We start from the raw sequence: 22,345 nt of genomic DNA on the forward strand, positions 1-22,345 counted from the left end.
AGGGGGCCACGGGTGGATCAGCCTTCCGCCTCCGCGTCTCCGGCCGCCTCCCGCCGGGCGAGGTGCTCGCGCTGCGGCAGCACCGTGTACCTGGGGTCCTCGGCGGAGGCGACGCCGGCCGCGAAAACGCCGAAGCGGGTGCAGGCGGACCCGGCCAGCAGGGCGCAGCCACCCAGGACCGCCAGAGGCTTCGCGGCTCGCCCGGGTCGTGCGGACACGGTCGCGGCCGCCGCGCCCGCGACCGTGAGCGCGCGGGCGGTACGCAGGAGGGCGCCGGCCCGGCCCTCGCGCCAGGTCTCCGCCACCAGGCCGAGGCGGCGTTCGGCGGCGGTGCTCGCGGCCAGGTCCGCCGCGGCGGCGAGGACGGCGGCGGCGCGGGCGGGGCCGGTCTCCCGGGCCGGTCCGAGGACGAGGGCCATGCCGGAGGCGGCTGCCGTGGCGGACGCGGCGAACAGGTACGGCAGTTCGCGGTGCGCGCCGTGCCAGGCCGGTACGGCGGTGTCGGCGGCGAGGACCGCGGTGTACGTGGCGACCGCCGGTCCGGTGAGCGCGGCGGTGGCCGTCGCGGCGGCTCCGGCGCGCGGGAACCTGCCGCCGACCGCGGTGAGGGCAGCGAGGCCGGCGGCGGGACCGTACAGGCCGAGCAGCCAGGAGCCGACGCTCATCGGGGAGGTCGGCTTGAAGACGCGGAGCATGTTCGTGAACCGCTCGGGGCGGCCGAGGTCGTTGACGAGGGCGGCGACGGAGAGGCCGATGGCGCCGAGCGAGGAGAGCTTGAGGGCGGTCGCGGTGGTGTTCCGGCCGGTCAGCTGGGCGCCGGCGGCGAGCACGGAACCGGCCCCGGCGAGTCCGCCGAGGAAGAAGTATCCGGCGATGTCACGGGCGGCCCAGGAGGGTGCCTTGATGATGGGACGGCCGTAGTAGGAGCGGAACTCGGCCCGGGGCACCATGAGTTCCTCACCCCTGCGTTTCCGGCCTCCCTTGCGGCGCGGTCCCTGGGTGTCGGCGGAGGCGGTCATCGGGGTCCTTTCCCGAAACGTGCGGTCGGACGGCTTGTGGGCAGGTGCCCCAGGAACGCGGACCAGGCGTGCGCAGTGCCCGCGGCGGCCAGCAGGGCCAGGGCGGCGGCCCCGGCGTGCTTCCACATCGTGGGCAGGTCGCGCGTGGTGACGACGGGCGCCGGGGGCAGCCCGTAGACCTCCGGTTCGTCCAGCAACAGGAAGAAGGCCCCGTCGCCGCCCACTCCGTCGTCGGGTTCGTGGCCGTAGAGGCGGGCCTGCGGGACGTCGGCCGCGTGGAGCTGTTCCACGCGCAGCGCGGCGCGTTCACGCAGTTCGTCCAGGGGACCGAACTGGATGGACTCGGTGGGGCACGCCTTCGCGCAGGCGGGTTCCTGTCCGGCGCCGATCCGGTCGTAGCACATGGTGCACTTGAAGGCGCGCCCGTCGCCCGGGCGTTGCTCGATCACCCCGTACGGGCAGGCGGGGACGCAGTAGCCGCAGCCGTTGCAGATGTCCTCCTGGACGACGACGGTGCCGAACTCGGTCCGGAAGAGCGAGCCGGTGGGGCAGACGTCGAGGCAGGCCGCGTGGGTGCAGTGCTTGCAGACGTCGGAGGACATGAGCCAGCGGGTGGTCCCGGGGTCCTGGGCGCCGTCCGCCGGGGCGACCGCGAGCGGCAGCAAAGCGCGCCCCTCGGGGTCCGGCGGACCGGTCGGGGCGGCCACCTGCTGTTCGATGAAGGCGACGTGACGCCAGGTGGACGCGCCGAGGCTCTGGGTGTTGTCGTACGACATGCCGGTCAGGGTGAGGCCGTCCTCGGGCACGGCGTTCCACTCCTTGCAGGCCACCTCGCACGCCTTGCAGCCGATGCACACCGAGGTGTCGGTGAAGAATCCGACCCGGTCCGGTGCGTCCCTGTAGCCGGCGTCGGTGGCCGGGTCGCTCTCGGGTCCGGAGAGGAGGCGCCGGAGGCGGGAGGGGCTCTGCGCCCCTTCGCGGGCCGGGGAGTTCTGGTCGCTGGTCATGCTCGCGGGTCCCTTCCGGTGCTGTCGGTGATGCCTGCCCGGCGGCGGTACTCGGCGACCAGTTCCGGCAGGGCGGGCCCCCGCGGCCTGCGGCCGGGGCGGATGTCGGCGGTGAGCGCCTTGTCCTCCTGGATGTGGGCGTTGGGATCCATCGAGATCGCCATGAGTTCGTTGGCCGCGTCACCGGTCACGACGCCGTTGGGGCCCCAGTGGAAGGGCATGCCGATCTGGTGGACGGTCCGGCCGTGCACCTTCAGGGGCCTGATCCGGGTGGTGACGAGAACCCGGGCCTCGACGGCGTTGCGGGCGGTGATGACGGTGGCCCAGCCGCCGTGCTCCAGCCCGCGTTCGGCAGCGAGCTGCGGGGAGAGTTCGCAGAAGAACTCCGGTTGCAGTTCGCTCAGGTAGGGCGACCAGCGGCTCATTCCGCCGGCGGTGAAGTGCTCGGTGAGCCGGTGGGTCGTCACGATGTACGGGTAGACGTCGGCGCCCGGCTCGTCGCCGCTCGGGTGGTAGCGGTTGCCCTCGCGGGCCAGGACCGTACGCGCCGGGGAGCGGGAGACTCCGGGGTACAGCAGGTTGGTGAAGGGTGAGTCCTGCGGTTCGTAGTGCGTGGGCAGCGGACCGTCCTCCAGACCGGCGGGGACGTAGAGCCAGCCCTTGCCGTCGGCCTGCATGATGAACGGGTCGTCGCCGCGCAGGGCCTCGGGCCCGGTGGCGTCCTCGGCCGGTACGTGCGCGGGGTCGAGATCGGGGATGAAGTCGGGGACGTCGTGGCCGGTCCAGTGGCCGGCGTCGGCGTCCCACCAGACGTACGCCTTGCGCTCGCTCCAGGGACGGCCCTCGGGGTCGGCGGAGGCGCGGTTGTAGAGGATGCGCCGGTTGGCGGGCCAGGCCCAGGCCCATTCGAGGGCGGTCCAGCTCTGCTCGGTGTGCGGCTTGCGCCGGTTCGCCTGGTTGACGCCGTCCGCGTACACCCCGCAGTAGATCCAGCAGCCGCACGCGGTGGAACCGTCGTCCTTCAGCTCGGTGTACGCGGAGAGCGGCGCGCCGCCCGGGCCGTGTCCGTTGATCTCGGCCAGGACGGCTGCCGCGGAGGGTTCTCGCAGGGGGCCGTCCACGGGGTAGTCCCAGGCCAGGTCCTGGACGGGCCGGTCCATGGGGTCGGTGGAGTCCTTGAGGCGTTCCTTGATCCGGCGGCCGAGGTGGTACATGAACCACAGGTCGCTGCGGGCGTCACCGGCCGGTTCGACGGCTGCCCGGTGCCACTGGACCCACCGGTTGGTGTTGGTGAACGAGCCGGACTTCTCGGTGTGGGCGGCGGCGGGGAAGAAGAACACCTCGGTGGCGATGTCCTCGGTGCGCATCTCACCGGTGGCGATCTCCGGGCCGTCCTGCCACCAGGTGGCCGATTCGATGAGGGAGAAGTCGCGGACCACGAGCCAGTCGAGTCGGGCCATGCCGAGGCGCTGGAGTCTGGTGTTGGCGGAGCCGACGGCGGGGTTCTCCCCCATGAGGAAGTAGCCCTTGCACTCCCCGTCCAGCTGGGCCATGACGGTTTCGTACGTGCTGTGCGATCCGGTGAGGCGGGGCAGGTGGTCGAAGCAGAAGTCGTTCTCGGGGGTGGCCGCTTCTCCGTAGTAGGCCTTGAGGAGGCTGACGAAGTAGGCCCGCATGTCGCCCCAGAACCCCTTGTCGGTGCGGCTCGCCGCGATGAAGGACTCCAGGTCCTCGTGGATGTGGGCGTGGGGCATCGGGAGGTAGCCGGGCAGCAGGTTGAAGAGGGTGGGGATGTCGCTGGAGCCCTGGATGGAGGCGTGCCCGCGCAGCGCCTGGATGCCGCCTCCGGGGCGGCCGATGTTGCCGAGGAGGAGCTGGAGGACGCAGGCGGCCCGGATGTACTGGGATCCGACGGTGTGCTGCGTCCAGCCGACGGCATAGCAGAACGCGCTGGTACGTTCGCGGCCCGAGTTGGAGGTGAGCGCCTCGCACACCTCCAGGAAGGTCGCCCGGTCCACCCCGCAGGTCTCCTGGACGAGTTCGGGGGTGTAGCGGGCGTAATGGCGCCTGAGGACCTGGTAGACGCAGCGCGGGTGGGTCAGGGTCTCGTCCCGGGGCGGCACGCTCTCGGTCTGGGCGCCGCCGGAGCCGTGGGTCTCGGATCCTCCGGCCTCCTCGACCCGCTCCTCGTAGCGCTGGTCGGGGTCGCCGGCGGGAGCCTGCACGTCGGAGCCCTCGTACTGCCAGCTCGCCGGGTCGTAGGTACCGGTCTCCGGATCGAACCCGGAGAAGACGCCGTCGAGGTCCTCGGTGTCCCGGAAGTCCTCGGAGACCAGGGTGGCGGCGTTGGTGTAGCGCAGCACGTACTCGCGGAAGTCCTTGCCCTCCGTCAGCACGTGGTTGATGATCGCGCCGAGGAAGACGATGTCACTGCCGGCCCGGATGGGAACGTGCAGGTCGGCGAGGGCGCTGGTGCGGGTGAACCGGGGGTCGACATGGATGATCTTCGCGCCGCGGGTCTTGGCCTCCATCACCCACTGGAATCCGACGGGGTGGGCCTCGGCGTAGTTGGAGCCCTGGATCACGATGCAGTCGGAGTGCTGGAGGTCCTGCATGAAGGTGGTGGCGCCACCGCGTCCGAACGAGGTGCCGAGCCCCGCGACGGTGGAACTGTGGCAGACCCGCGCCTGGTTCTCGACCTGGACGACTCCCAGGCCCGTCAGCAGCTTCTTGATGAGGTAGTTCTCCTCGTTGTCCAGCGTCGCTCCGCCGAGGCTGGCGATCCCCATCGTGCGGGCGGTGCGTACGCCGTCGCGCTCCCACTCCCAGCTGTCCGCGCGCGTCTTCACCACGCGCTCGGCCACCATGTCCATGGCGGTCTCCAGGTCGAGCGTCTCCCACTCCGTGCTGTACGGGCGGCGGTGGAGCACCTGGTGGCGCCGGCCGGAGCCGGTGGTGAGCTGGAGCGTCGCGGAGCCCTTGGGACAGAGTCGGCCGCGGCTGACGGGCGAGTCGGGATCGCCCTCGATCTGGACGACCCGATCGTCCTTGACGTAGATCTGCTGGCCGCAGCCCACCGCGCAGTACGGGCACACCGAGCGTACGACCCGGTCGGCGGTGTCCGTGCGGGGCCGCAGCGCGTCGGTGTGGGGGGAGCGGGCGGCGTGGCCACGCCCGAGTGGGTCGTCGCCGGTGAGCTGCCGGTAGACGGGCCATTCGGTGATCCAGGTGCGCAGGCCCATGTGGGAAACCTCCGGCGGGGACTCTGGGCCGGGGCCGCGCCGCCGGGCCGGGAGCCGGGCATCGGCTCCTCCCCCAGATTGACCCGGAGCGGCCGGGGCGGCGACCCGGGCGCGGACGCCTCCCGGTTACCCGGGAGGGTGGCGCGTACACGTGGCTTCCGCCCCCTGCCGCTCCGGTGGGATCAGAAGGGTGCAGAGCCCCGGCCACTGAGCGTGGCGCTTCCGCTTTCCGCGTCCATGTCGATCTGGGCCGTCCCCCTTCGGCCGTCCGGCATCAGGATCACGACTCCGCCGCTCTGCACGGCGGGCCAGAACGAGAGGTCCAGGCCGTCGGCCCGGACCGTGCCGGACCAGGGGCCGGGCGTGGTGCCGCTGCCGGATCGCAGCGCGGCCGTCACAGGGGTTTCCTCGTCGCCGATGACGAGCGTGGCAGGGCCTTCGTAGATGTCGGTCATGGTTCCAGCGTGCCCGGCGGAGCGGAAAGGACGCAGCCTCGGCGCGATGCGCGTGCCCGGCGCGGGGACGCTGGTGCGGTGCGGGGACGCTGGTGCGGTGCGAGGACCCCGCCGGTGCGTGGAGTGGGGCGCGCGAGCCGTCCTCCACGCACCGGCGTCCTCAGCAGCATCCCCCGGCCCGATTACTCCATGCCTCTCATGGATCGCGGAGCGAAGCGACCGGTGGCAGAGCAGCGCACGATTGGGTCAGGCAGCGCGCGAAGTGCCACCCCCGGGCTCTCCTCACTCCCCCGCGCGCCACCCGTGGAACTGGAGCGAGAGCCCTTTCGGGGTCATCGTTGTTTAGTGGTAGCTGTTCCAGGAAACGCGGGGTGATGTCCCCCGTGTCCCCCGTGTCCCCCGAGGAGACGGTGGCGGGTGAGGAACCCCGTGGGACACCCCGCGCCGGAACGCGTGCGACGTCGGCCGGGCCCGACGCGGAGCACGACCCGCGGGAGGGACGAATCGGAAAGGATAGAGCCATGCCTGCTGGATCCAACGCGAAACGCGAACGTCAGTACGAACACATCAAGGAGAGCCAGCAAGAGCGGGGTACTTCCGAGTCACGGGCCGAGGAGATCGCCGCCAGGACCGTGAACAAGGAGCGGGCCAGGTCCGGCGAGTCCAGGACGGCCAGCAAGACGTCCACCCAGGACAAGAAGTCGGCCTACCAGCGCGGCGGCGAGCATTCGCACGAGGGCGCGCAGGGGCCGACGAAGGACCAGCTCTACGCGGAAGCCAGGAAGAAGAACATCGACGGTCGCTCCTCCATGAACAAGGAGCAGTTGCGGAAGGCGCTGGGCCGCTGACGCGACCGCCCCCGTCGCGCACGAGCGTGACACGCCGTGCACCCGTGGCCCTTCCCACGCGCGAAGGGCGCGCGGACGCACGAATGGCCACCCCACCCGGACGTGAAGGAGCAAGTGATGCCGGAGCAAGCGCGCGGAGACGACGTCTACCAGCCGCAGGACGACGGCCAGGACCCGCCCAACGACGAGCTCGACATGGAGGACGCGCTCGGGGAACGCACCCTGGACGACCAGATGGAGGAGGGCTACTCGCCTCCGGAGCGTCCGCTGGCGGTGGACAAGTACGGCACCACGGGGGCCGAGGAACGCCGTGGCGAGTCCCTGGACCAGCGGCTCGCCCAAGAGGTTGCCGAGGTCGAACCCCCCGACGGTGACGGCATCGGCGACCTCCGGGACGGCGAGGGCGAGCCGGAGGACCGGATCGAGGGCGGGCCGAGGGCCGGGCGCCTCAGCGCGGCCGACGACCCGACCGGCCGGCATACGGACGTCATCGCCGAGGACGTCGGCATCGACGGCGGTGCGGCCTCGGCCGAGGAGGCCGCCGTGCACGTGGTCGACGACGACGAGGACCGCCGGGGCCGCTAGGCGGTGCCGCGGGCCGGGCACGCGACTCGGAGTGGACCACGTCGTGCTCTGCGGGCAAGTGACCGAACAGTGCGTCGTGTACTCGGCGTCGGACTCCCGTGTCCGTCCACTGCGGGTCACTGTGCCCGGGGGCGCCTGGCGGACAGCCGTGCCGAGGTCGCCGATGCCGTTCTGCGCATGAGGGGGCGCGACATGAGAACGCCGTTCTCCGACGGTCCTCCCCGGCGCCCGGTGTCACCGGTGTCCGCGGCCCGGTGACGCGGACGTGGCCGACCTGCGCGATCGCCGCGAACGCGGTTCAATCGGGGTGGGGAGGCGGTCCCGCCCGGTGAGCGGCGGGGTTCAGCCGCCGGACGAGGTGCGAGGTGCCGACGGCTCGGAGTCCGAGGGCGGCGCCTTCCGGTTTCCCCACGACACCCCGAGGAGAATCATGGCTGTCCGTCACCACCTCATCGACCGGCCGCCGGCCGCGGTGTGGGGCGTGCTGGAAGACCCGACCCTCTACGGCGAGTGGGTGGTCGGGACCGAGCGGTCCCGGCCGGAGTCGGGGGTCTGGCCGGAAGTGGGGTCCTCGATCACGTACGTCCTGCGCGTGGGTCCGAAGGAGGTCACCGGACGCACGGTGGTCCGACGCGTGGAGCGGCCAGGCGCGCTGGAGCTGGAGGCGAGTGGCGGCCCACTGGGGTCGGCGCGCATCGCCTTCGACATCCGCCCCTGGGGCGACAAGACCCTCGTCATCGTCGACGAGCACCCTCTGAGGGGGCTGGGAGCCGCCCTGCACAACGCGCTGCTGGACACGGTGCTCCAGATCCGCCACCGCAGCATGCTGACGCGGCTCGCCCGGCTGGTCGAGGAGAGGTCCCGCCCACAGGCCTGACGGCTCCGACGGCCCGGCGCGGGACAAACGGCACCGCACGGACCGGGCACCGCTTCACGGCACGGCACTCCACAACCCGGCACAGCACAGCGGCATCGCGCCGAAGGGTGGCACCATGGTCGACGCGGTAGTGATCGGAAGCGGGCCCAACGGCCTGGTCGCGGCCAACGTCCTGGCCGACGCGGGGTGGAGCGTCGAGGTCCTGGAGGAGCAGCCCGAACCGGGTGGCGCCGTCCGCAGCGACCGGCAGGTCCATCCCGACTACGTCAGTGACGTGTTCAGCTCGTTCTACCCTCTCGCGGCGGCCTCCCCCGTGCTGTCCGCCCTTGACCTGGGCCGGGAGGGTCTGCGTTGGAGCCACGCGCCGCACGTGCTCGCCCATCCGCTGCTCGACGGCCGCTGCGCGGTTCTGGACCGCGACCGGACGGTGACGGCGGATGCCCTGGACGGCTTCGCGCCGGGAGACGGCGAGAGCTGGCTCCGCCTCTGCCACATCTGGGACCGGCTCGGGGACGACATCGTCAAGGCCCTCTTCTCCCCCTTCCCGCCCGTCCTCGCCGGAAGCGTGCTGGCGGCGAGGCTCCGGGCGGCGGGCGGGCTCCGGCTCGCCCGCAGTCTCGTTCTGCCGGTACGGAGGCTGGGTGACGAGGAGTTCCTCGGCGAGGGGGGCAAACTGCTGCTGGCCGGCAGCGCGTTGCACGCGGATCTGGCGCCCGAGGCGGCCGGCAGTGGCGGTTTCGGCTGGCTGATGGCGATGCTCGGGCAGGCCTACGGCTTTCCCGTACCGGTCGGAGGCGCCGGGGCCCTGACCGAGGCGCTGGTGCGACGGCTGCGATCGCGCGGCGGCGCCGTGCGGTGCGGGCAGCGGGTCACCGAGGTGGTGGTGCGGCAGGGCCGCGCCGTGGGCGTCCGTACGGCCTCCGGGGAGGGCGTTCCCGCCCGGCGGGCGGTGCTCGCGGACGTGTCGGCGCCCAGCCTGTACACGTCCCTGGTCCGGGCGGAACACCTGCCGCCGCGGATCTTCGACGACATGCGCCGGTTCGAGTGGGACTTCGCCACGTTCAAGGTGGACTGGGCGCTGGACGGTCCGATCCCGTGGAGTGCACCGGCCGCCGCCACGGCCGGCACGGTGCACCTGTCGGAGGGTGTTGACGAGCTGACCCGGTGGGCGGCACAGATCGCCCGGGGCCTGATTCCCGACCGCCCCTTCCTCCTCTGCGGGCAGATGACCACCGCGGACGCCACGCGTTCGCCGCTGGGCACCGAATCGGCCTGGGCCTACACGCATGTGCCGCACCGGGTGAAGGCGGACGCCGGGGCGGACGGGCTCACGGACACGTGGGACGCCGGGGAGGCGGAGCGGATGGCGGACCGGGTGGAGCAGCAGGTGGAGCGGTACGCCCCCGGGTTCCGCGACCGCGTCCGCGCCCGGCGGATTCTCTCGCCGGGTGCGCTCGAAGCGGCGGACGGCAATCTCCGCAACGGCGCCATCAACGGTGGAACGGCCTCGATGCACCAGCAGTTGGTGTTCCGGCCGGTGCCGGGAACAGGCCGCCCCGAGACGCCTGTGAAGCGGCTGTACCTGGCCTCCGCGTCCGCCCATCCGGGTGGCGGGGTGCACGGAGCACCCGGGGCCAACGCAGCCCGCGCCGCGCTCCGGTCGGGGCGCGCGGGTGGTGCCGCACTGTCCGCCGCACAGCGTCTGCTGGCCCACCGCGGCCGGACGGGCGAAGTCTCCCGCCGGACACCGTAGCGCGCGCCTGCCGCCGTTCGGCCGAGCTCGCCCCGTCCCCGTGGTCAGCTTTGCCGTGAACCGGCTCAAAAGAGGGTGCGCCGAAGGTGGTTCCTTGCGCGCACCATGGACAACACTCCGGCCCGGCACTACCTTCACCGACGGCGTGACAACGATGTCACGAGATGTGACAACGATGTCATCTCCCCGTCGTCCCCTCCCCAAGGAGCAGTGATCGCCGATGGTGTCCCGAAGAACTCTTCTGCAGGCGGGCGGAGCGGCTCTCGCGGCCGGCGGTCCCGGGATCTTCTTCTCCCCCGGGGCCGGCGCGGCGGAAAACCGCGCCGCGGCGCGCCTGTTGCCGTCGTTCGGCCGCCCCGCCCGGCTCGACGTCGCCGACGTCGGCTCCCTCGACGGAAACGACCAGCTGCTCCTGACGACCCTTCAGGGAGTGATCAACCGCCGTAGTCCGCGCCTCTATTTCAACTTCGACAGCAGTGGAGTCGACTCCGGCTGGCTCCCGGGCACCGGCGCCCGGGTCACCCGCCACGACCGCGCGCTGGACCTGGTCGCCCACTACCGGGGTGAGATACGCGGCGCGGTCCTGCACGACCCGGGCGTGCCGGACTCCGTGAATGTGGCGACCACCCTGGCCGGCCTGGAGAACGCCGTCGCCGCCACCGCGGAACAGGCCCGTGCGTACGGCCTGAAAACCGTGGCCGATCTGCGCGGGCGCTTCGACGCGGACGACGTACTCGCCACCTACCGGTGGCAGTTGGACCATCTCTTCCCGCGCTGCACCCACACGCTGCTGACCGGGCTGCCGCCGACCCGGACGGTGCAGACCGCCCAGGTGAGCTGGCGCGAGATCGCGCGGGAGCGCGAGCGGGTCCGTGATTCGTCGAACCGGCAGGTCCGCACCTTCGACGTGAGTGCGGAACTGACCGGCGGGAACGGCGTCTACCTGCGCTTCCAGGACTCGTTCGGCGACGACGGATGGGGCGCTTCGGTCGGTTCGGTCACGGTGAAGGCGGACGGCCAGGTGATCGCCTCCTTCGCGCCGGGTACGGAGGCCGAGGCGCCGTTTCTCTTCGACGGCTCCAACTCCTCCATCGGCGGGGACGCCAACCGGTTCTCCGACGGCGGCGGTTACTTCATCTACCACTTCGCCCCGCCGCCAGGCACGCGGCAGCTCCTGGTCGAGGCCGATCTGTGGAACCAGTACCTGGTGTCCGCGACCGCCACCTCGCCCACCCGGGTCGAACCGTTCCCGTACTTCCGGGACTACGCCGTCGCGAGCCGGGCCATGGTCGTCTGGCTGCCTCCGTCGGGCGAGACGGGCGCGCTCCTCGACGAGGTCTTCAGCCGGGTCCAGCCCACCACCCCGTACGCCGGCTGGTTCTCCAACGACGTGGCGGGCGAGTGGGGCGGAGTCGACCGGGCTTCCCAGCACGGCATCGAGGTGGTGCCCGCGGACTTCTTCATGAACGGCACCGTGCACGCCGGAGTGTCCGCGAAGATCTCGGACAAGGTCCGTACGAGGCCGAAGGCCAAGCTCGCCAACCGCGTCTACCTCACCCTCACCTTCGGCGAGGGCGACAACGTCCAGTACTGCCAGCGCCACATGCGCACGATCTGGGAGGACCCCGGACGGGGCAGCGTGCCGCTCAACTGGACGGTCAGCCCGCTGCTCGCGGACATCGGCCCCGCCCTGCTGGCGTACTACCAGAACACCGCCACCGCCAACGACCTGCTCATCTCCGGTCCCTCCGGCGCCGGCTACACCTACCCGGGTTCCTGGCCCGCCGACGCCCTGGACGCCTACACCCGACTCACCGGGCGGTTCCTGCGCCGGACCGGCATGGACCTGGTGTACGCGTACAACCAGCGCAGCACGACGGGCGATGGCTGGATGCCGTTCGACGAGCGGGTCGTCGACTCCTACCGACGGAACACCCCGCTGCGCGGCGTCGTCCAGTCCTGGGAGACCGGGGACCTGCAGACCAGGCAGGCCGGCATACCGGTGATCGGCAACTTCTTCCCGCAGGGGAAGGCCGCGGAGTACCGGGACGCGCTGCTGGAGCACGTCGAGGGCTGGGACGGTGCGGCTCCCCTGTTCGTCGCGGGTGCGATAAACGCCTGGAGCTGGACGCCGAGCGATGCCGCCGAACTCGTCGGGCTGCTCGGCTCGCCGTTCGAAGTGGTGCGTGGCGACACCTTCTTCGACCTGATGAACCGGGCGGGCCGATGAAGCGGGCGGAGCGTGTCTCCCGGCACTGACGTGGGGCGGCGCACCCAGGTCGGGTGGTGAAAGTCCCGCCCGTCCGGCGCCCTCCGGACGGACGGCGCCAGGTTCACCACACGACGCAGCGGTACGAGGGCCCGGTCGGCACCGCGCGGCGGCGGCCAGGCCCCCGGTGGCAACCCTGGTGGTTCAGCCGATGCGGGTCGCCGTGCGTGCGGTGACCCGCAGGAACAACAGGGCGGCGATCGCCTGCACCGTCCCCAGGCCGTACACGAGCGTCGCCCCGTGCGGGAGCGTGATTCCGCCGAGTACGGTGCCGAGGCCGATGCCGAGGTAGATCCCCGAGGAGTTGAGGGAGACCACCAACGGCGCTTCCTGCGGGGCGACTTCGATGAGCCGGTGCTGCTGGGCGGGCGTCTGGCACCAACTGCTCGCCCCCCAGAGCAGGACGAGTACTCCGACCAGGAGGACCAGCCGGACGTGCGTGGCGGCGACCCAGGTGAGCAGGCCGAGGGCGAGTACCATGCCGAGGTATCCAGTGGTCAGGACCCGGACGGCACCCCAGCGGTCGGTGGCGTACCCGGACGCCAGGTTGCCGAGGACGGCGCCCAGTCCGTACAGGAAGAGCATCCACAGGTCCGTGCCGTCGGGCACCCGCACCGCCCGCAGGACCGGAACGCTGTAGGCGTAGGCGGTGTAGGCGGCGCCCTCGGAAAACGTTTCGAATGCGGTGCGCCGGGGGCAGGTTCACCGACTCACCGGCAAGCTCGGCCGGCCCGGCGTGCGCGCCTGAAGCGCCCACGCCGGGCCCGTCACCGGCTCCGGGCCCGGGATGGTGTCAGCCCAGGCTCCATTTCTGGTTGGCGCCAGCGTTGCAGTTCCACAGCTCCAGCGCGGTCCCGTTGACGTTCCCCGCCGGCTTGTCACCGCCCGTGACGTCGAGGCAGAGGCCCGACTGGGTACCGGTGACGGTCCCGTCGGGGTTGAGCTTCCATTGCTGGTTGGCTCCGCCGTTGCAGTTCCAGAGCTGCACCGCGGTGCCGGGTGCGGTCTGGTTGTCGTCGGCGTCGAGGCACGCCGTTCCGCCGTAGAGGCGCAACTCACCGGCCGCGGTGAGCGTCACGGCCTGGTTGCCTCCCCCGTGGCAGTCCCAGATCTCGACCCTGGTTCCGGGCTCCGTCCCCCCGGCTTCCACGTCGAGGCAGCGCTGGGAGGAGGCGCTGATCAGCGGATGAGTCGTACCGGCGCTGCCGCCGGAGCCGACGGAGACCCGGTACATCACCGTGCCGTGGGCGGGCACCGTCGCGCTGATCGTGCCGCTCGTCGAGGAGACCGCCTTGGACCACAGGTTGGCGAGCCGGTAGGAGGACCCGGCAGGCATCCCCGCGGCGGCCGCGGTGGTGCTGACGGTGGCGGCGGAACCGTTCTCGTTGGTGAGGGTGACCGCACGGTCGCCGTTGGCCAACTGCTTGGACATCACGACGAGTCCGCCGGAGGAGGAGAGGACGGTGCCCTGCTTGCCCAGGGAATCCTGGTCGACGGCGATGACGTCGGTGTTCTTCAGGATGGTCAGCGACGCCGGGTTCGCGGTGCGGACGTCGGTGCCGATGAGCAGGGGTGCGGCCATCTGCGCCCAGAGACTGAAGTGGGTGCGGTACTCGGTGTCGGTCATACCGCCGTTGCCGACCTCCAGCATGTCCGGGTCGTTCCAGGCGCCGGGCTTGGCGTACTGCGCCAGTGGCTGGTTCCCGTGGGCGATGCCGATCATGGAGGACCACGAGTCGTTGATGTCGCCGGTGGTGCGCCAGGAGTTGCCGAGGGACGGCGCCCAGTTCCAGGGCTGGTTGGAGCCCCATTCGCAGATGCTGTAGAGGATCGGACGGCCGGTGGCCTTCAGCGCGTCACCCATCGTCTTGTACCGGGTCCGGGCGTCGACGCCGGTGTTGTTGCAGTTGTCGTACTTGAGGTAGTCCACACCCCAGGAGGCCCACAGGTCGGCGTCCTGCTGCTCATGGCCGAGGCCGCCGGGGAATCCGTTGCTCGCACAGGTCTTGGTGCCCGCGCTCGAATAGAGGCCGAATTTCAGCCCCTTGGAGTGCACGTAGTCCGCGACGGCCTTGATGCCGTTCGGGAAACGCACCGGGTCGGCGACCAGGTTGCCGGACGCGTCCCGCGAGGGCAGCGCCCAGCAGTCGTCGAGGTTGACGTAGGTGTAGCCGGCCGCCTTGAGGCCGGTGGAGACGAAGGCGTCGGCGACGCCCTTGACCATCGCCTCGTCGAACTGCGCACCGCAGCCCGTGGTGTTCCAGTTGTTGAAGCCCATCTGCGGAGTCCGGGCCAGGCCGTTCTCCAGCGCGGCGGCTTCCGGAGCGGCGGCCACGGCGGTGAGTTGCGCGCCGGCCGTGACTCCCGTGGTCACCGCGGCGGCCCCGGTCAGTCCTCCGAGGGCGAGCGTGAAGGAGGCGACCGAGGCGGCTAAACGGTGTCTGAAACTGTGCTGTTCACCGGACATGTGCGGCTCCTGAGGGGGTAATTGACGCACAACCCAACAAGGACAGACGGAATCGACCACATCACATCGCCATTACATGCACATGTCAATAGTGTGGGCGTCGCGCGATCTTCGCTCACCGAGGTGGCTCTGCCCCTCTCCTCCCCCGCGTCGATGGAGTGGCCGTCTCCACCGCATCCGGCGAGGGGCACCCACTTCGTTGAAGAGGGGGACGTCGCGGAGGCACGCTCCCGCGTCACTCCCCCGGCGGGAGGTCCGTGGAGGCCGCCGGGTCGCGCTGCGTCTCGAAGTCCTCGGTCCGCTCGCGGAGCGCGGCGACGGCGGGAGTCCGGGGCCACAAGGGCAGCAGGTCGGGGGACGGGGTGTACGCGGGCGCGGGCCCGCGCGCCGACGCGGGCGCATGTGGGCGCGCCCGTGCACGCGTCGATGCCGAGAATGCCGTCCCGGCAGAGGTGCGTCAGGAGCGGTGCCGCAGCCGCAGCGGGGCGTAGAGCGCCAGGGCCGCGAGGAACGCCACACCGTAGGCGAGGTCCGCTCCGTGCAGGGCCTCCGCCACCGGGCCCACGTACAGGCCGGTGCTCATGAACGGCACGGCCGCGGCGAAGGCGACCGCGAAGGCGGCGAGTGCCGGCCACCACGGCCGGTCGCGGGCGCTCTCGGCCGCGAGGTCGAACGGGGCGCCGCCGCGGTCCTTCTTCCTCACCACCCAGTCGACGGCCACGATCGCGACGAAGCCGGGGATCCAGTAGCCGACCAGGAGCAGCACGTTCTGGAAGCGTGCGGTGGTGTCGGCCGCGTGCATCCACAGCACGAGCGGGAATCCGAGCGCCGCGGCGAGCGCAGCGGCGACGGGGCGTGGCAGGCGCACCCCGATCGTCTGCAGCGCCAGGGAACCGCTGTAGTCGTTCATGGCGTTGCTGCACAGTGCGGCGAGTGCCACCGCGAGGAGCCCGAACGCCCCGAGCGCGCCCCCGCCCAGAAGGGTGTCGATCCCCCGTGCCGTCTGATCGGTGAAGACGGACGCGCCCCACAGGCCGAGCGTCTGGACCGCCACGAAGGAGAAGCTGACGCCCAGCAGGGTGAACCAGAACATGCGGGGCCGGGAGGTACCGGTCGGCAGATAGCGGCTGAAGTCGCTCGCGTACGGGGCCCACGACAGGGACAGGCTCAGCGCGATCGTGAACGTCAGGACGAAGGCCCCCGCCCGGTCGCCGCCGTGCGCGGAACCGGAGGCTGCGGGGTGGACACCGTCCAGCAGTTTGACGGCCAGCACGGCGAAGGCGGCGGCCAGGAGGAACGTCATGACGGTCTGGAGCCGGTGGATCGCCTCGTACCCCAGCACGCCGAGCCCGCCCTGGGCGGCCATCATGACCAGGACGCCCAGCCAGAACGGCCAGCCGCACAGCTGGGCCAGCGCGTCCCCGCCGAACAGGCCGATCAGAGCGTCCCAGGCGATCGAGGAGAGCCACTGCAAGGCCCCGGGCAGTACGACTGCACGGCCGAACGCCAGTCGCGCAAGAGGAAGTTGACCGATTCCGGTCCGGCTTCCCCAGGTGCCGAGGTAGGCGGTGGGCGCCGCCCCGACGAACGTGCCGAGGACGACCGCGACAAGCGCCGTGGTGAAGTCCAGGCCCAGCGCGACGCCGACGGTGCCGGTGAAGACACCGGTCACGGTCAGGTTGGGGGCGAACCAGACGGTGAACAGCCGGCCCGGTCCGCCGTACCGGCGCTCTTCGGGCACGGGGGCTATCCCGTGAGTCTCGATCCGCAGATCACCGGGGGCGGTGGGCATGCGGCCGCCGAAGGCGGTCCGCGAGTACGGAGCTTCCCGCTCCGGGTTCGCACGGTCGTTCTGCGCATACGGCAACGCCATGGAAGACATCCCTCCGCCAGTACTAGCTGGTTCAGGTTCGACGGGTGTGTTCTCAGCCCCGCGCGGGGCACCCCGTGTCCGGTTTCGGCGGCCAGGATAGCCGGACGGCGGCTCGGGGCAGGTCGGCGGGGGTGACCGGAGCGGCCCCGAGGCGCGATCCCGGCACGGGAGTCCGGGGGACGACGGGAGGCGTGGGACGGAACCGATCTCCGTCCGCCTGTTTCCGTCCTGGCCGTTGACGTCCCCGGACCCCGGTGACAACGTTGTCGAGCACTGTCGGACACCCCGCACCCTGCGTCGCCCCCCCGAACAGGAGAGTTCCGTATGCGCTGGTCCCCCTCACGCCGTCAGGTCCTCGGCGCCTCTCTGGCCGCCCTGACCGCCGTACCGGCGACCGCTGCCGCCGCGTCCGCGACACCGGTCCCGGCCGCTGTCCGATTCCCCTCCCGCTCCGCCTTCCTCTCCCGTGCGCGCGTCACCTACGGCGCTCTGGAGAAGTACTTCGACACGGCGGACGGCACCGGGCTCGTGCGCGAGCAGTACCCGGTCGCCGTCGACGACCGCCCGTACTCCTACGAATGGCCTCTGTCCCAGGTCCATGTCGCCGCCCTGGACCTGGCTTTGGTGGACCCTCGCCACGCCCCGGCTCTGGCCACCCGCGCCAGGGCGCAGGAGCTGTACTGGAATGCGGCGGGCGGCACCACCGGCCTCGCCGGCTACGACTCCTACCCGGTCGCGCCGCACGGCGACGGCGGGGACATGTTCTACGACGACAACGAGTGGGTGGGACTGGCCAAGTCCCAGCTGCATCTGCAGACCGGGGACCGCGCCGCGCTCCGCCGCGCGGAGGAGATCTTCGCGCTCGTCGAGTCGGGCTGGGACTCCGACGCCGAACACCCCGCCCCCGGCGGGGTGTTCTGGACCCAGGCCGACTGGAACCACTGCCGCAACACGGTCTCGAACATGCCCGGCGCCCAACTCGGCCTGCGCCTGCACCAGATCACCGGCACGTCCCGCTATCTCGCGTCGTCCAGGCGCTTCTACGACTGGACGAACACCCACCTGCGGACCCCGGAAGGCCTCTACTGGGACAACCTGGACCTCACCGGCTCGGTCGACCGGACCGTCTGGTCCTACAATCAGGGCGTCCCCGTCGGCGTCGGTGTCCTGCTGTACGAGGCGACCCGCGACCGCACGTACCTGGACCGGGCCACGCGTACGGCCGAGGCCGCGTACGAGCACTTCGTGACCGGGGGCAGGCTCTCGACCCAGCCCGTCTTCTTCAACTCGATCTTCTTCAAGAACCTGCTGCTGCTGGAGTCGGTGACGGGTGGATCCGTCTACCGGCGGGCGATGGCCGACTACGCGGATCACATCTGGTCCGAACGGCGGGACAGCTCCACCGGCTTGATGCGCTTCGACGACAGCGGGACCACCCAGGCCATCGAACAGGCCGCCGCGGTACAGATCTTCGCGGTACTCGCCTGGCCGCGCGGCGCCTGGCGGACGCTGTACTGAGCTTCGCCGCGTCCGGCGACCCGGACGCGGCGACACACCCGGACGCGGCGGCGAGCGTGCGGCCACCGGTCGTCCGTCCGACCCGGGAAGCCGCAGGAAGCGCGTGCGGGCCGCACCGGTTCGGCCCCGAGCGCGGCAGCGAAGGGGTACTCAGCCCTCCACCGGGTGACCGCCGTCGCCCTCGACCACGACACGGTCCTGGCCGACCGTCTCCGTGCGCTCCACCATGGTGACGTCGACCTCGCCGTCCCCCGTGGTGTCGAACTGATACAGATCCGCGGCCCCGTCCCCCGTGGTGTCCGTCATCCACACATCGGGCTTGCCGTCACCGTTCGTGTCCGCCGCCAGCACCACACGGTGCAGGTCGCCCTGTGTCTCCACGACTTCTTCGATTCTGTCCATGCCGAACGCCTGCCCCTGGGGCCCCACCGGAAACTCGCTTGTGCGCACCCCTGTTCGTCCGGCGGGATTCACACGGTCACGGCCCGGGGACCGCCTCGTACGAAAGGGAAGCGGCCGCCAGTGCGCACGCACTATGTACATCGATGTATACGTCGTCCTACCGTGGCGCTGTCAGCAGGTGCGCACCCCCGCTCGCGCACCGCTGCCCGCATCGACATTCCCCGTGCGCGAACCCGAAGAGACGACAGCCGCGACCCGCACCCGCAGGCCGCCCTGTCGCGCCACCGCGCCTTCAGGAAGGACCCCCGTGCTCTTCTCCTTACGTCGACCGCCCGGCTCCGCCCCCTCCTCCCTCTCCGCCCGGTCTTCCCGCCCGGTCCCCCCGGCCGGCCACCGTGCCGGACGGCCGGTACGCGCCGTCGTGGCGGTGGTGGTCGCCGTGCTGACCGTGGCCCTCACGGCGGCGGGTGCGTCGGCCCTACCCCCTCCCCTACGGCCCGTCACCTCCGCATCCCCCGCATCCGTGACCCGGGCCGACTCACTCGCGGCCACCGGCACGCCCCTGGGCGGCGGTACCGGCCTCTACCCCCGTGCCGTCCGGCTGGAGCACAGCGGCGCCGCCAACGGCCGGGTCCTCGCGAGCGTCGTGACCTTCGACGGCGGCAACGGCATCGGTGCCATCCACGAAAGCACCGATGCGGGAGCCACCTTCCGGCAGGTGGGCAGGATCGCCGACCCCGAGTCGGCGAACGGGCAAGGCCTCTGCTGCTCCACCCTCTTCGAACTTCCGCGGCAGGTCGGATCCCTGCCCGCGGGCACGCTGCTGTGGGCCGCGTCGGTCGGGCAGGACGAGCCGGACCGGCGGATGGCTCTCCGCGTCTGGCGCAGCGGTGACGTGGGTCGCACCTGGTCGTACCTCTCCTCCTGCGCCACCGCGCCCGGGACCGGGGGGCTGTGGGAGCCGGAGTTCTCCGTGGCCGCCGACGGCGCGCTCGTCTGCCACTACGCCGACGAGACCGATCCGGCCCACGACCAGAAGCTCTCCGCCGCGCGCAGCTACGACGGGATCCACTGGCAGGACCGCCGCGACACGGTGGCAAGCGCCTGGGAACCGGACCGGCCCGGTATGCCCGTGGTGCGCGGGCTGCCGAACGGCACGTACCTGATGAGCTACGAGATCTGCAATCCGGGTGGGCAGTACCAGTGCGTGGTGCACTACCGCACCTCCCCGGACGGCTGGGACTGGGGCTCGCCCACCTTCCTTGGTTACCGCCCGGAGACGGTGGACGGCAAGTACTTCCGTGCCGCGCCCACCATCGCCTGGGCCCCCGCGCCCGGCGGCGGGCCGAACGGCCGGATCCTGCTCATCGGTCAGCAGCTGCTCAACCGTGACGGCACGCCCGCGGCGGACAGCGGGCGCACCGTCCTGGCCAACACGGAGAACGGAACGGGCCCGTGGTACGAGATCGAGGCCCCGGTGCGGGTCGCGTCCCCGACGGCGACCTACTGCCCGAACTACAGCTCCCCGCTGCTGCCTTCGGCCGACGGACGCACGGTGCTGCAGATCGCGACGGACTGGGACGGTTCGGTCTGCCGCCCGTACGTGGCGACCGGTCCGCTCACCGGCAGCGGCGACGCGGCCGGAATCGTGGACGGGGCTGTGTACCGGCTGGTGAACGCCAACAGCGGACACTGTCTGGACGTGGCCGGTGACTCCCGTGTCGCGGGCGGGAATGTCCAGCAGTGGACCTGCAACGGCCTGGGTCCGCAGGAGTGGACCCTGCGGGCGCGTGGCGGAGGCTGGTTCACGCTCACCGCTCGCAACAGCGGCTACTGCCTCGACGTGGAGAACGGCTCCGCCACCCCCGGCGCGAACGTCCGCCAGTGGTACTGCAACGCGCTGGCGGCGCAGGACTGGCGGCTGGAGAACGCCGGACGCGGCTCCTACCGCCTCGTGGTGAGGTCCGCCGGGCAGTGCCTGGACGTCGCCCAGGGCTCGCGTACGGCGGGGGCGAACGTCCAGCAGTGGACGTGCAACGGCCGGCAGCCGCAGCTCTGGCAGTTCCAGCGGGTCTGAGTCCGGGCCGTGTCCAGCGGGTGCCCGGCCCTCCGGGACCGGGCACCCGTCCGCACCCGTCAGCCCGCGTCGGCTCCTTCGACGGCGGCGGGCCGCAGCTGGGCCTCCCGGATGCGGGCGATGTCGAGCTTGGTGCCGCGGTCGAACCGGTAGACGCCGTTCTGCTCCTGGAACACGTCGGTCAACTGGGTGTAGCAGTAGCCGAACATGTCCGGGTCCTCCAGCAGTACTCCGGTGAGGCCGGCGAAGCGTTCGTGGAACTCGTCCTCGGTACGCACCCGGTCGCCGTAGCCCCAGGAGAGCGTGCGGTCGCTGCCGGACTGCTCGGCGGCGGCCTCGGGGTCCCACCAGATCCCGCCGAACTCGCTGACGAAGTAGGGCTGGCCCCGGTACGGCTGGGAGTAGGCGGCGCCGTTCTCGTACGCGTTGACGAAGGGTTCCCCCTGGGCGAGTCCGGAGACGAGCTGCCGGAAGGCGGCGGGGTTTTGCTCGTAGGTGTGGGAGTCGTAGATGTCGGTCTCCAGGACCCGGTGGGAGTAGCCGGAGGCGTCGACGACGGGGCGGGAGGTGTCCATGGCCTTGGTGGCGAGGAACATCGCGCGGGTCACGTCGTCGAGCTGGGTGATGCGGTCGTGGAGCTTCTGGTAGGTCTCGTTCAGCGGGCACCAGCCGACGATCGAGGGGTGGGAGTAGTCGCGTTCGACGGCTTCGAGCCACTGGGCGACGAAGGAGGCGTCGGGGCGCTGGTTGTCGCCGGAGGACCCGCCGACCTCGCAGCCCCAGTCGCCGAACTCGCCCCAGACGAGGTATCCGAGCCGGTCGGCGTGGTAGAGGAAGCGCTCCTCGAAGACCTTCTGGTGCAGCCGGGCGCCGTTGAAGCCTGCCTTCATCGCGAGCTCGATGTCGCGGACGAGCGCCTCGTCGGAGGGGGCGGTCATCAGGCCGTCCGGGTACCAGCCCTGGTCGAGGACGAGGCGCTGGAAGCGGGGGCGCCCGTTGAGGAGCACCGCCTTGCCCCGGACGGCGACGGCGCGCAGCCCGGCGTAGCTGTCGACCTTGTCGACCACCTCGCCCTGGTGGCCCAGGAGTTCGAGCCGCAGATCGTAGAGGAACGGGTCTTCCGGGCTCCACTCGCGGCGCCGGCCCTCCGGGAGCGCGAGGTGGATCCGGGGTGCGAGGTCGAGGTCGGCGCGCACCTCGGCGCGGCAGACCTCGCCCGTCGCGTCGCTGACGACGGCGCGTACGCGGTGGCCGGGCCGGACGGCCGACAGGGGCAGTTCGACGGCGAAGGCGGCACCGGCCAGGTCGGGGGTGATGCGGGGGCGGCGCAGGTGGGTCTCGGGGACCGGTTCGGCCCAGACGGTCTGCCATATGCCGGTGGTCCGGGTGTAGTTGCAGTCGTGGTTGGCGTACTGGATCGCCTGCTTGCCGCGGGCCTGCGGGCCGGACTTCGGGTCGCGGGCGCGGACGGTGATCTCCACCTCCCGTCCGGGCGTGACGAGTTCGCCGAGGTCCGCGGTGAAGGGGGTGAAGCCGCCCCGGTGGCGCACCACTTCGGTCCCGTCCACCCAGACGGTGGTGTCGTGGTCGACGGCACCGAAGTGCAGCAGCACACGGCGGCCCGCCCATGCGGCGGGCGGGGTGAACCGGCGCCGGTACCAGACGGCTTCCAGGAAGTCGGTGTCGCCGACGCCCGAGAGCTCGGACTCGGGCGCGAAGGGTACGAGGATCTCGCCGGCGAGGTCGCGGTCGAGGAGTCCTCGTTCGAGGCCGCTGTCCCCCTGGTCGGTCTCGAACTGCCAGGTCCCGTTGAGGTTGAGCCAGTCGCGGCGGACGAACTGCGGTCGCGGATACTCCGGACGGGGGACGGAGGGGGTGTGCACAGAAACTCCAGTCGGATGGTGGTCGGGGCCGGACACCGCCCAGGTGTCCTGCGGATACGGATGGTGCGGG

At 71.6% G+C, this 22,345-nt stretch carries 15 protein-coding genes, 1 pseudogene and 1 riboswitch; of the genes and pseudogenes, 7 read left to right on the plus strand and 9 right to left on the minus strand.

The window, feature by feature from the left end; translation table 11 throughout:
* Positions 1-17: 17 nt before the first annotated feature.
* The 4 genes from nrfD to ACFZAX_RS32155 all read right to left on the minus strand — a co-directional run bounded on the left by nrfD (position 18) and on the right by ACFZAX_RS32155 (position 5,723).
* The gene (gene nrfD, locus ACFZAX_RS32140; protein ID WP_390965982.1) at positions 18-1,019 is read right to left on the minus strand and encodes an NrfD/PsrC family molybdoenzyme membrane anchor subunit; all 1,002 of its coding nucleotides are present in this window, start codon (positions 1,017-1,019) and stop codon (positions 18-20) included.
* Entirely contained in the window at positions 1,016-2,026 is a 1,011-nt protein-coding gene (locus ACFZAX_RS32145; protein ID WP_390965984.1) for a 4Fe-4S dicluster domain-containing protein, read from the minus strand. The genes nrfD and ACFZAX_RS32145 overlap by 4 nt, the downstream gene beginning before the upstream one ends.
* Positions 2,023-5,268 carry a formate dehydrogenase gene (fdh, locus tag ACFZAX_RS32150; RefSeq protein WP_390965985.1) on the minus strand — a complete coding sequence of 1,082 codons (3,246 nt, stop codon included), beginning with the start codon at positions 5,266-5,268 and terminating at the stop codon, positions 2,023-2,025. Before fdh ends, ACFZAX_RS32145 begins: the two co-directional genes overlap by 4 nt.
* A 182-nt stretch (positions 5,269-5,450) precedes the next feature.
* Complete coding sequence (locus ACFZAX_RS32155; RefSeq protein ID WP_390965987.1) at positions 5,451-5,723, minus strand: DUF4873 domain-containing protein; 273 nt, start codon at positions 5,721-5,723, stop codon at positions 5,451-5,453.
* Positions 5,724-6,244: 521 nt separating this feature from the next.
* Between ACFZAX_RS32155 and ACFZAX_RS32160 the strand changes: the two genes are divergently transcribed.
* The 5 genes from ACFZAX_RS32160 to ACFZAX_RS32180 all read left to right on the plus strand — a co-directional run bounded on the left by ACFZAX_RS32160 (position 6,245) and on the right by ACFZAX_RS32180 (position 12,016).
* Positions 6,245-6,571, plus strand: a complete 327-nt coding sequence (locus ACFZAX_RS32160) for a plasmid stabilization protein (RefSeq protein ID WP_390965989.1) — start codon at positions 6,245-6,247, stop codon at positions 6,569-6,571.
* Positions 6,572-6,688: 117 nt separating this feature from the next.
* A complete protein-coding gene (locus ACFZAX_RS32165) occupies positions 6,689-7,156 on the plus strand; it encodes a DUF5709 domain-containing protein (RefSeq protein ID WP_390965991.1) in 468 nt (155 codons plus the stop codon).
* Between the two features lie 430 nt (positions 7,157-7,586).
* Entirely contained in the window at positions 7,587-8,033 is a 447-nt protein-coding gene (locus ACFZAX_RS32170; protein ID WP_390965993.1) for an SRPBCC family protein, read from the plus strand.
* Between the two features lie 115 nt (positions 8,034-8,148).
* On the plus strand, positions 8,149-9,786 hold the full coding sequence (locus tag ACFZAX_RS32175; protein ID WP_390965995.1) for an FAD-dependent oxidoreductase: 1,638 nt from the start codon (positions 8,149-8,151) through the stop codon (positions 9,784-9,786).
* Between the two features lie 220 nt (positions 9,787-10,006).
* Positions 10,007-12,016, plus strand: a complete 2,010-nt coding sequence (locus tag ACFZAX_RS32180; RefSeq protein WP_390965997.1) for a GxGYxYP domain-containing protein — start codon at positions 10,007-10,009, stop codon at positions 12,014-12,016.
* Between the two features lie 183 nt (positions 12,017-12,199).
* Here ACFZAX_RS32180 and ACFZAX_RS32185 read toward each other — a convergent pair.
* The 3 genes and pseudogenes from ACFZAX_RS32185 to ACFZAX_RS32195 all read right to left on the minus strand — a co-directional run.
* A pseudogene (locus ACFZAX_RS32185) lies at positions 12,200-12,715 on the minus strand (MFS transporter); the annotation flags it as partial.
* A 133-nt stretch (positions 12,716-12,848) separates the two neighbouring features.
* Positions 12,849-14,522, minus strand: coding sequence for a ricin-type beta-trefoil lectin domain protein (locus ACFZAX_RS32190; protein ID WP_390965998.1), 1,674 nt, complete (start codon positions 14,520-14,522; stop codon positions 12,849-12,851).
* A 457-nt stretch (positions 14,523-14,979) separates the two neighbouring features.
* On the minus strand, positions 14,980-16,395 hold the full coding sequence (locus ACFZAX_RS32195) for a cytosine permease (protein ID WP_390965999.1): 1,416 nt from the start codon (positions 16,393-16,395) through the stop codon (positions 14,980-14,982).
* Positions 16,387-16,480: riboswitch (TPP riboswitch) on the minus strand. (Overlaps the previous gene by 9 nt.)
* Before the next feature lie 239 nt (positions 16,481-16,719).
* Here ACFZAX_RS32195 and ACFZAX_RS32200 point away from each other — a divergent pair.
* Positions 16,720-17,913 carry a glycoside hydrolase family 76 protein gene (locus ACFZAX_RS32200; protein WP_390966001.1) on the plus strand — a complete coding sequence of 398 codons (1,194 nt, stop codon included), beginning with the start codon at positions 16,720-16,722 and terminating at the stop codon, positions 17,911-17,913.
* 150 nt (positions 17,914-18,063) lie between these two features.
* Here ACFZAX_RS32200 and ACFZAX_RS32205 read toward each other — a convergent pair whose 3' ends face one another.
* Positions 18,064-18,315 (minus strand): hypothetical protein, encoded by a 252-nt coding sequence (locus tag ACFZAX_RS32205; protein WP_390966003.1) that lies wholly within the window; start codon positions 18,313-18,315, stop codon positions 18,064-18,066.
* A 307-nt stretch (positions 18,316-18,622) separates the two neighbouring features.
* Here ACFZAX_RS32205 and ACFZAX_RS32210 point away from each other — a divergent pair, with 307 nt between their 5' ends.
* Positions 18,623-20,392: an RICIN domain-containing protein gene (locus tag ACFZAX_RS32210; RefSeq protein WP_390966005.1), complete on the plus strand. Its 1,770-nt coding sequence runs from the start codon at positions 18,623-18,625 to the stop codon at positions 20,390-20,392.
* 59 nt (positions 20,393-20,451) lie between these two features.
* Here the strand turns inward: ACFZAX_RS32210 and ACFZAX_RS32215 are convergent, their stop codons facing one another.
* Positions 20,452-22,275: a sugar-binding domain-containing protein gene (locus ACFZAX_RS32215; RefSeq protein WP_390966007.1), complete on the minus strand. Its 1,824-nt coding sequence runs from the start codon at positions 22,273-22,275 to the stop codon at positions 20,452-20,454.
* Between the last annotated feature and the right edge of the window lie 70 nt (positions 22,276-22,345).

This window comes from Streptomyces sp. NPDC008125 (assembly GCF_042957125.1).
In the GTDB taxonomy this organism is placed as follows: Bacteria; Actinomycetota; Actinomycetes; order Streptomycetales; family Streptomycetaceae; genus Streptomyces.

Coding starts and splice junctions, on each gene's coding strand:
- ACFZAX_RS32160 (WP_390965989.1), top strand. CDS start 6,245: ATGCCTGCTGGATCCAACGCGAAACGCGAACGTCAGTACGAACACATC.
- ACFZAX_RS32205 (WP_390966003.1), bottom strand. CDS start 18,315: ATGGACAGAATCGAAGAAGTCGTGGAGACACAGGGCGACCTGCACCGT.
- ACFZAX_RS32165 (WP_390965991.1), top strand. CDS start 6,689: ATGCCGGAGCAAGCGCGCGGAGACGACGTCTACCAGCCGCAGGACGAC.
- ACFZAX_RS32170 (WP_390965993.1), top strand. CDS start 7,587: ATGGCTGTCCGTCACCACCTCATCGACCGGCCGCCGGCCGCGGTGTGG.
- ACFZAX_RS32145 (WP_390965984.1), bottom strand. CDS start 2,026: ATGACCAGCGACCAGAACTCCCCGGCCCGCGAAGGGGCGCAGAGCCCC.
- nrfD (WP_390965982.1), bottom strand. CDS start 1,019: ATGACCGCCTCCGCCGACACCCAGGGACCGCGCCGCAAGGGAGGCCGG.
- ACFZAX_RS32200 (WP_390966001.1), top strand. CDS start 16,720: ATGCGCTGGTCCCCCTCACGCCGTCAGGTCCTCGGCGCCTCTCTGGCC.
- fdh (WP_390965985.1), bottom strand. CDS start 5,268: ATGGGCCTGCGCACCTGGATCACCGAATGGCCCGTCTACCGGCAGCTC.
- ACFZAX_RS32175 (WP_390965995.1), top strand. CDS start 8,149: ATGGTCGACGCGGTAGTGATCGGAAGCGGGCCCAACGGCCTGGTCGCG.
- ACFZAX_RS32195 (WP_390965999.1), bottom strand. CDS start 16,395: ATGGCGTTGCCGTATGCGCAGAACGACCGTGCGAACCCGGAGCGGGAA.
- ACFZAX_RS32180 (WP_390965997.1), top strand. CDS start 10,007: ATGGTGTCCCGAAGAACTCTTCTGCAGGCGGGCGGAGCGGCTCTCGCG.
- ACFZAX_RS32190 (WP_390965998.1), bottom strand. CDS start 14,522: ATGTCCGGTGAACAGCACAGTTTCAGACACCGTTTAGCCGCCTCGGTC.
- ACFZAX_RS32155 (WP_390965987.1), bottom strand. CDS start 5,723: ATGACCGACATCTACGAAGGCCCTGCCACGCTCGTCATCGGCGACGAG.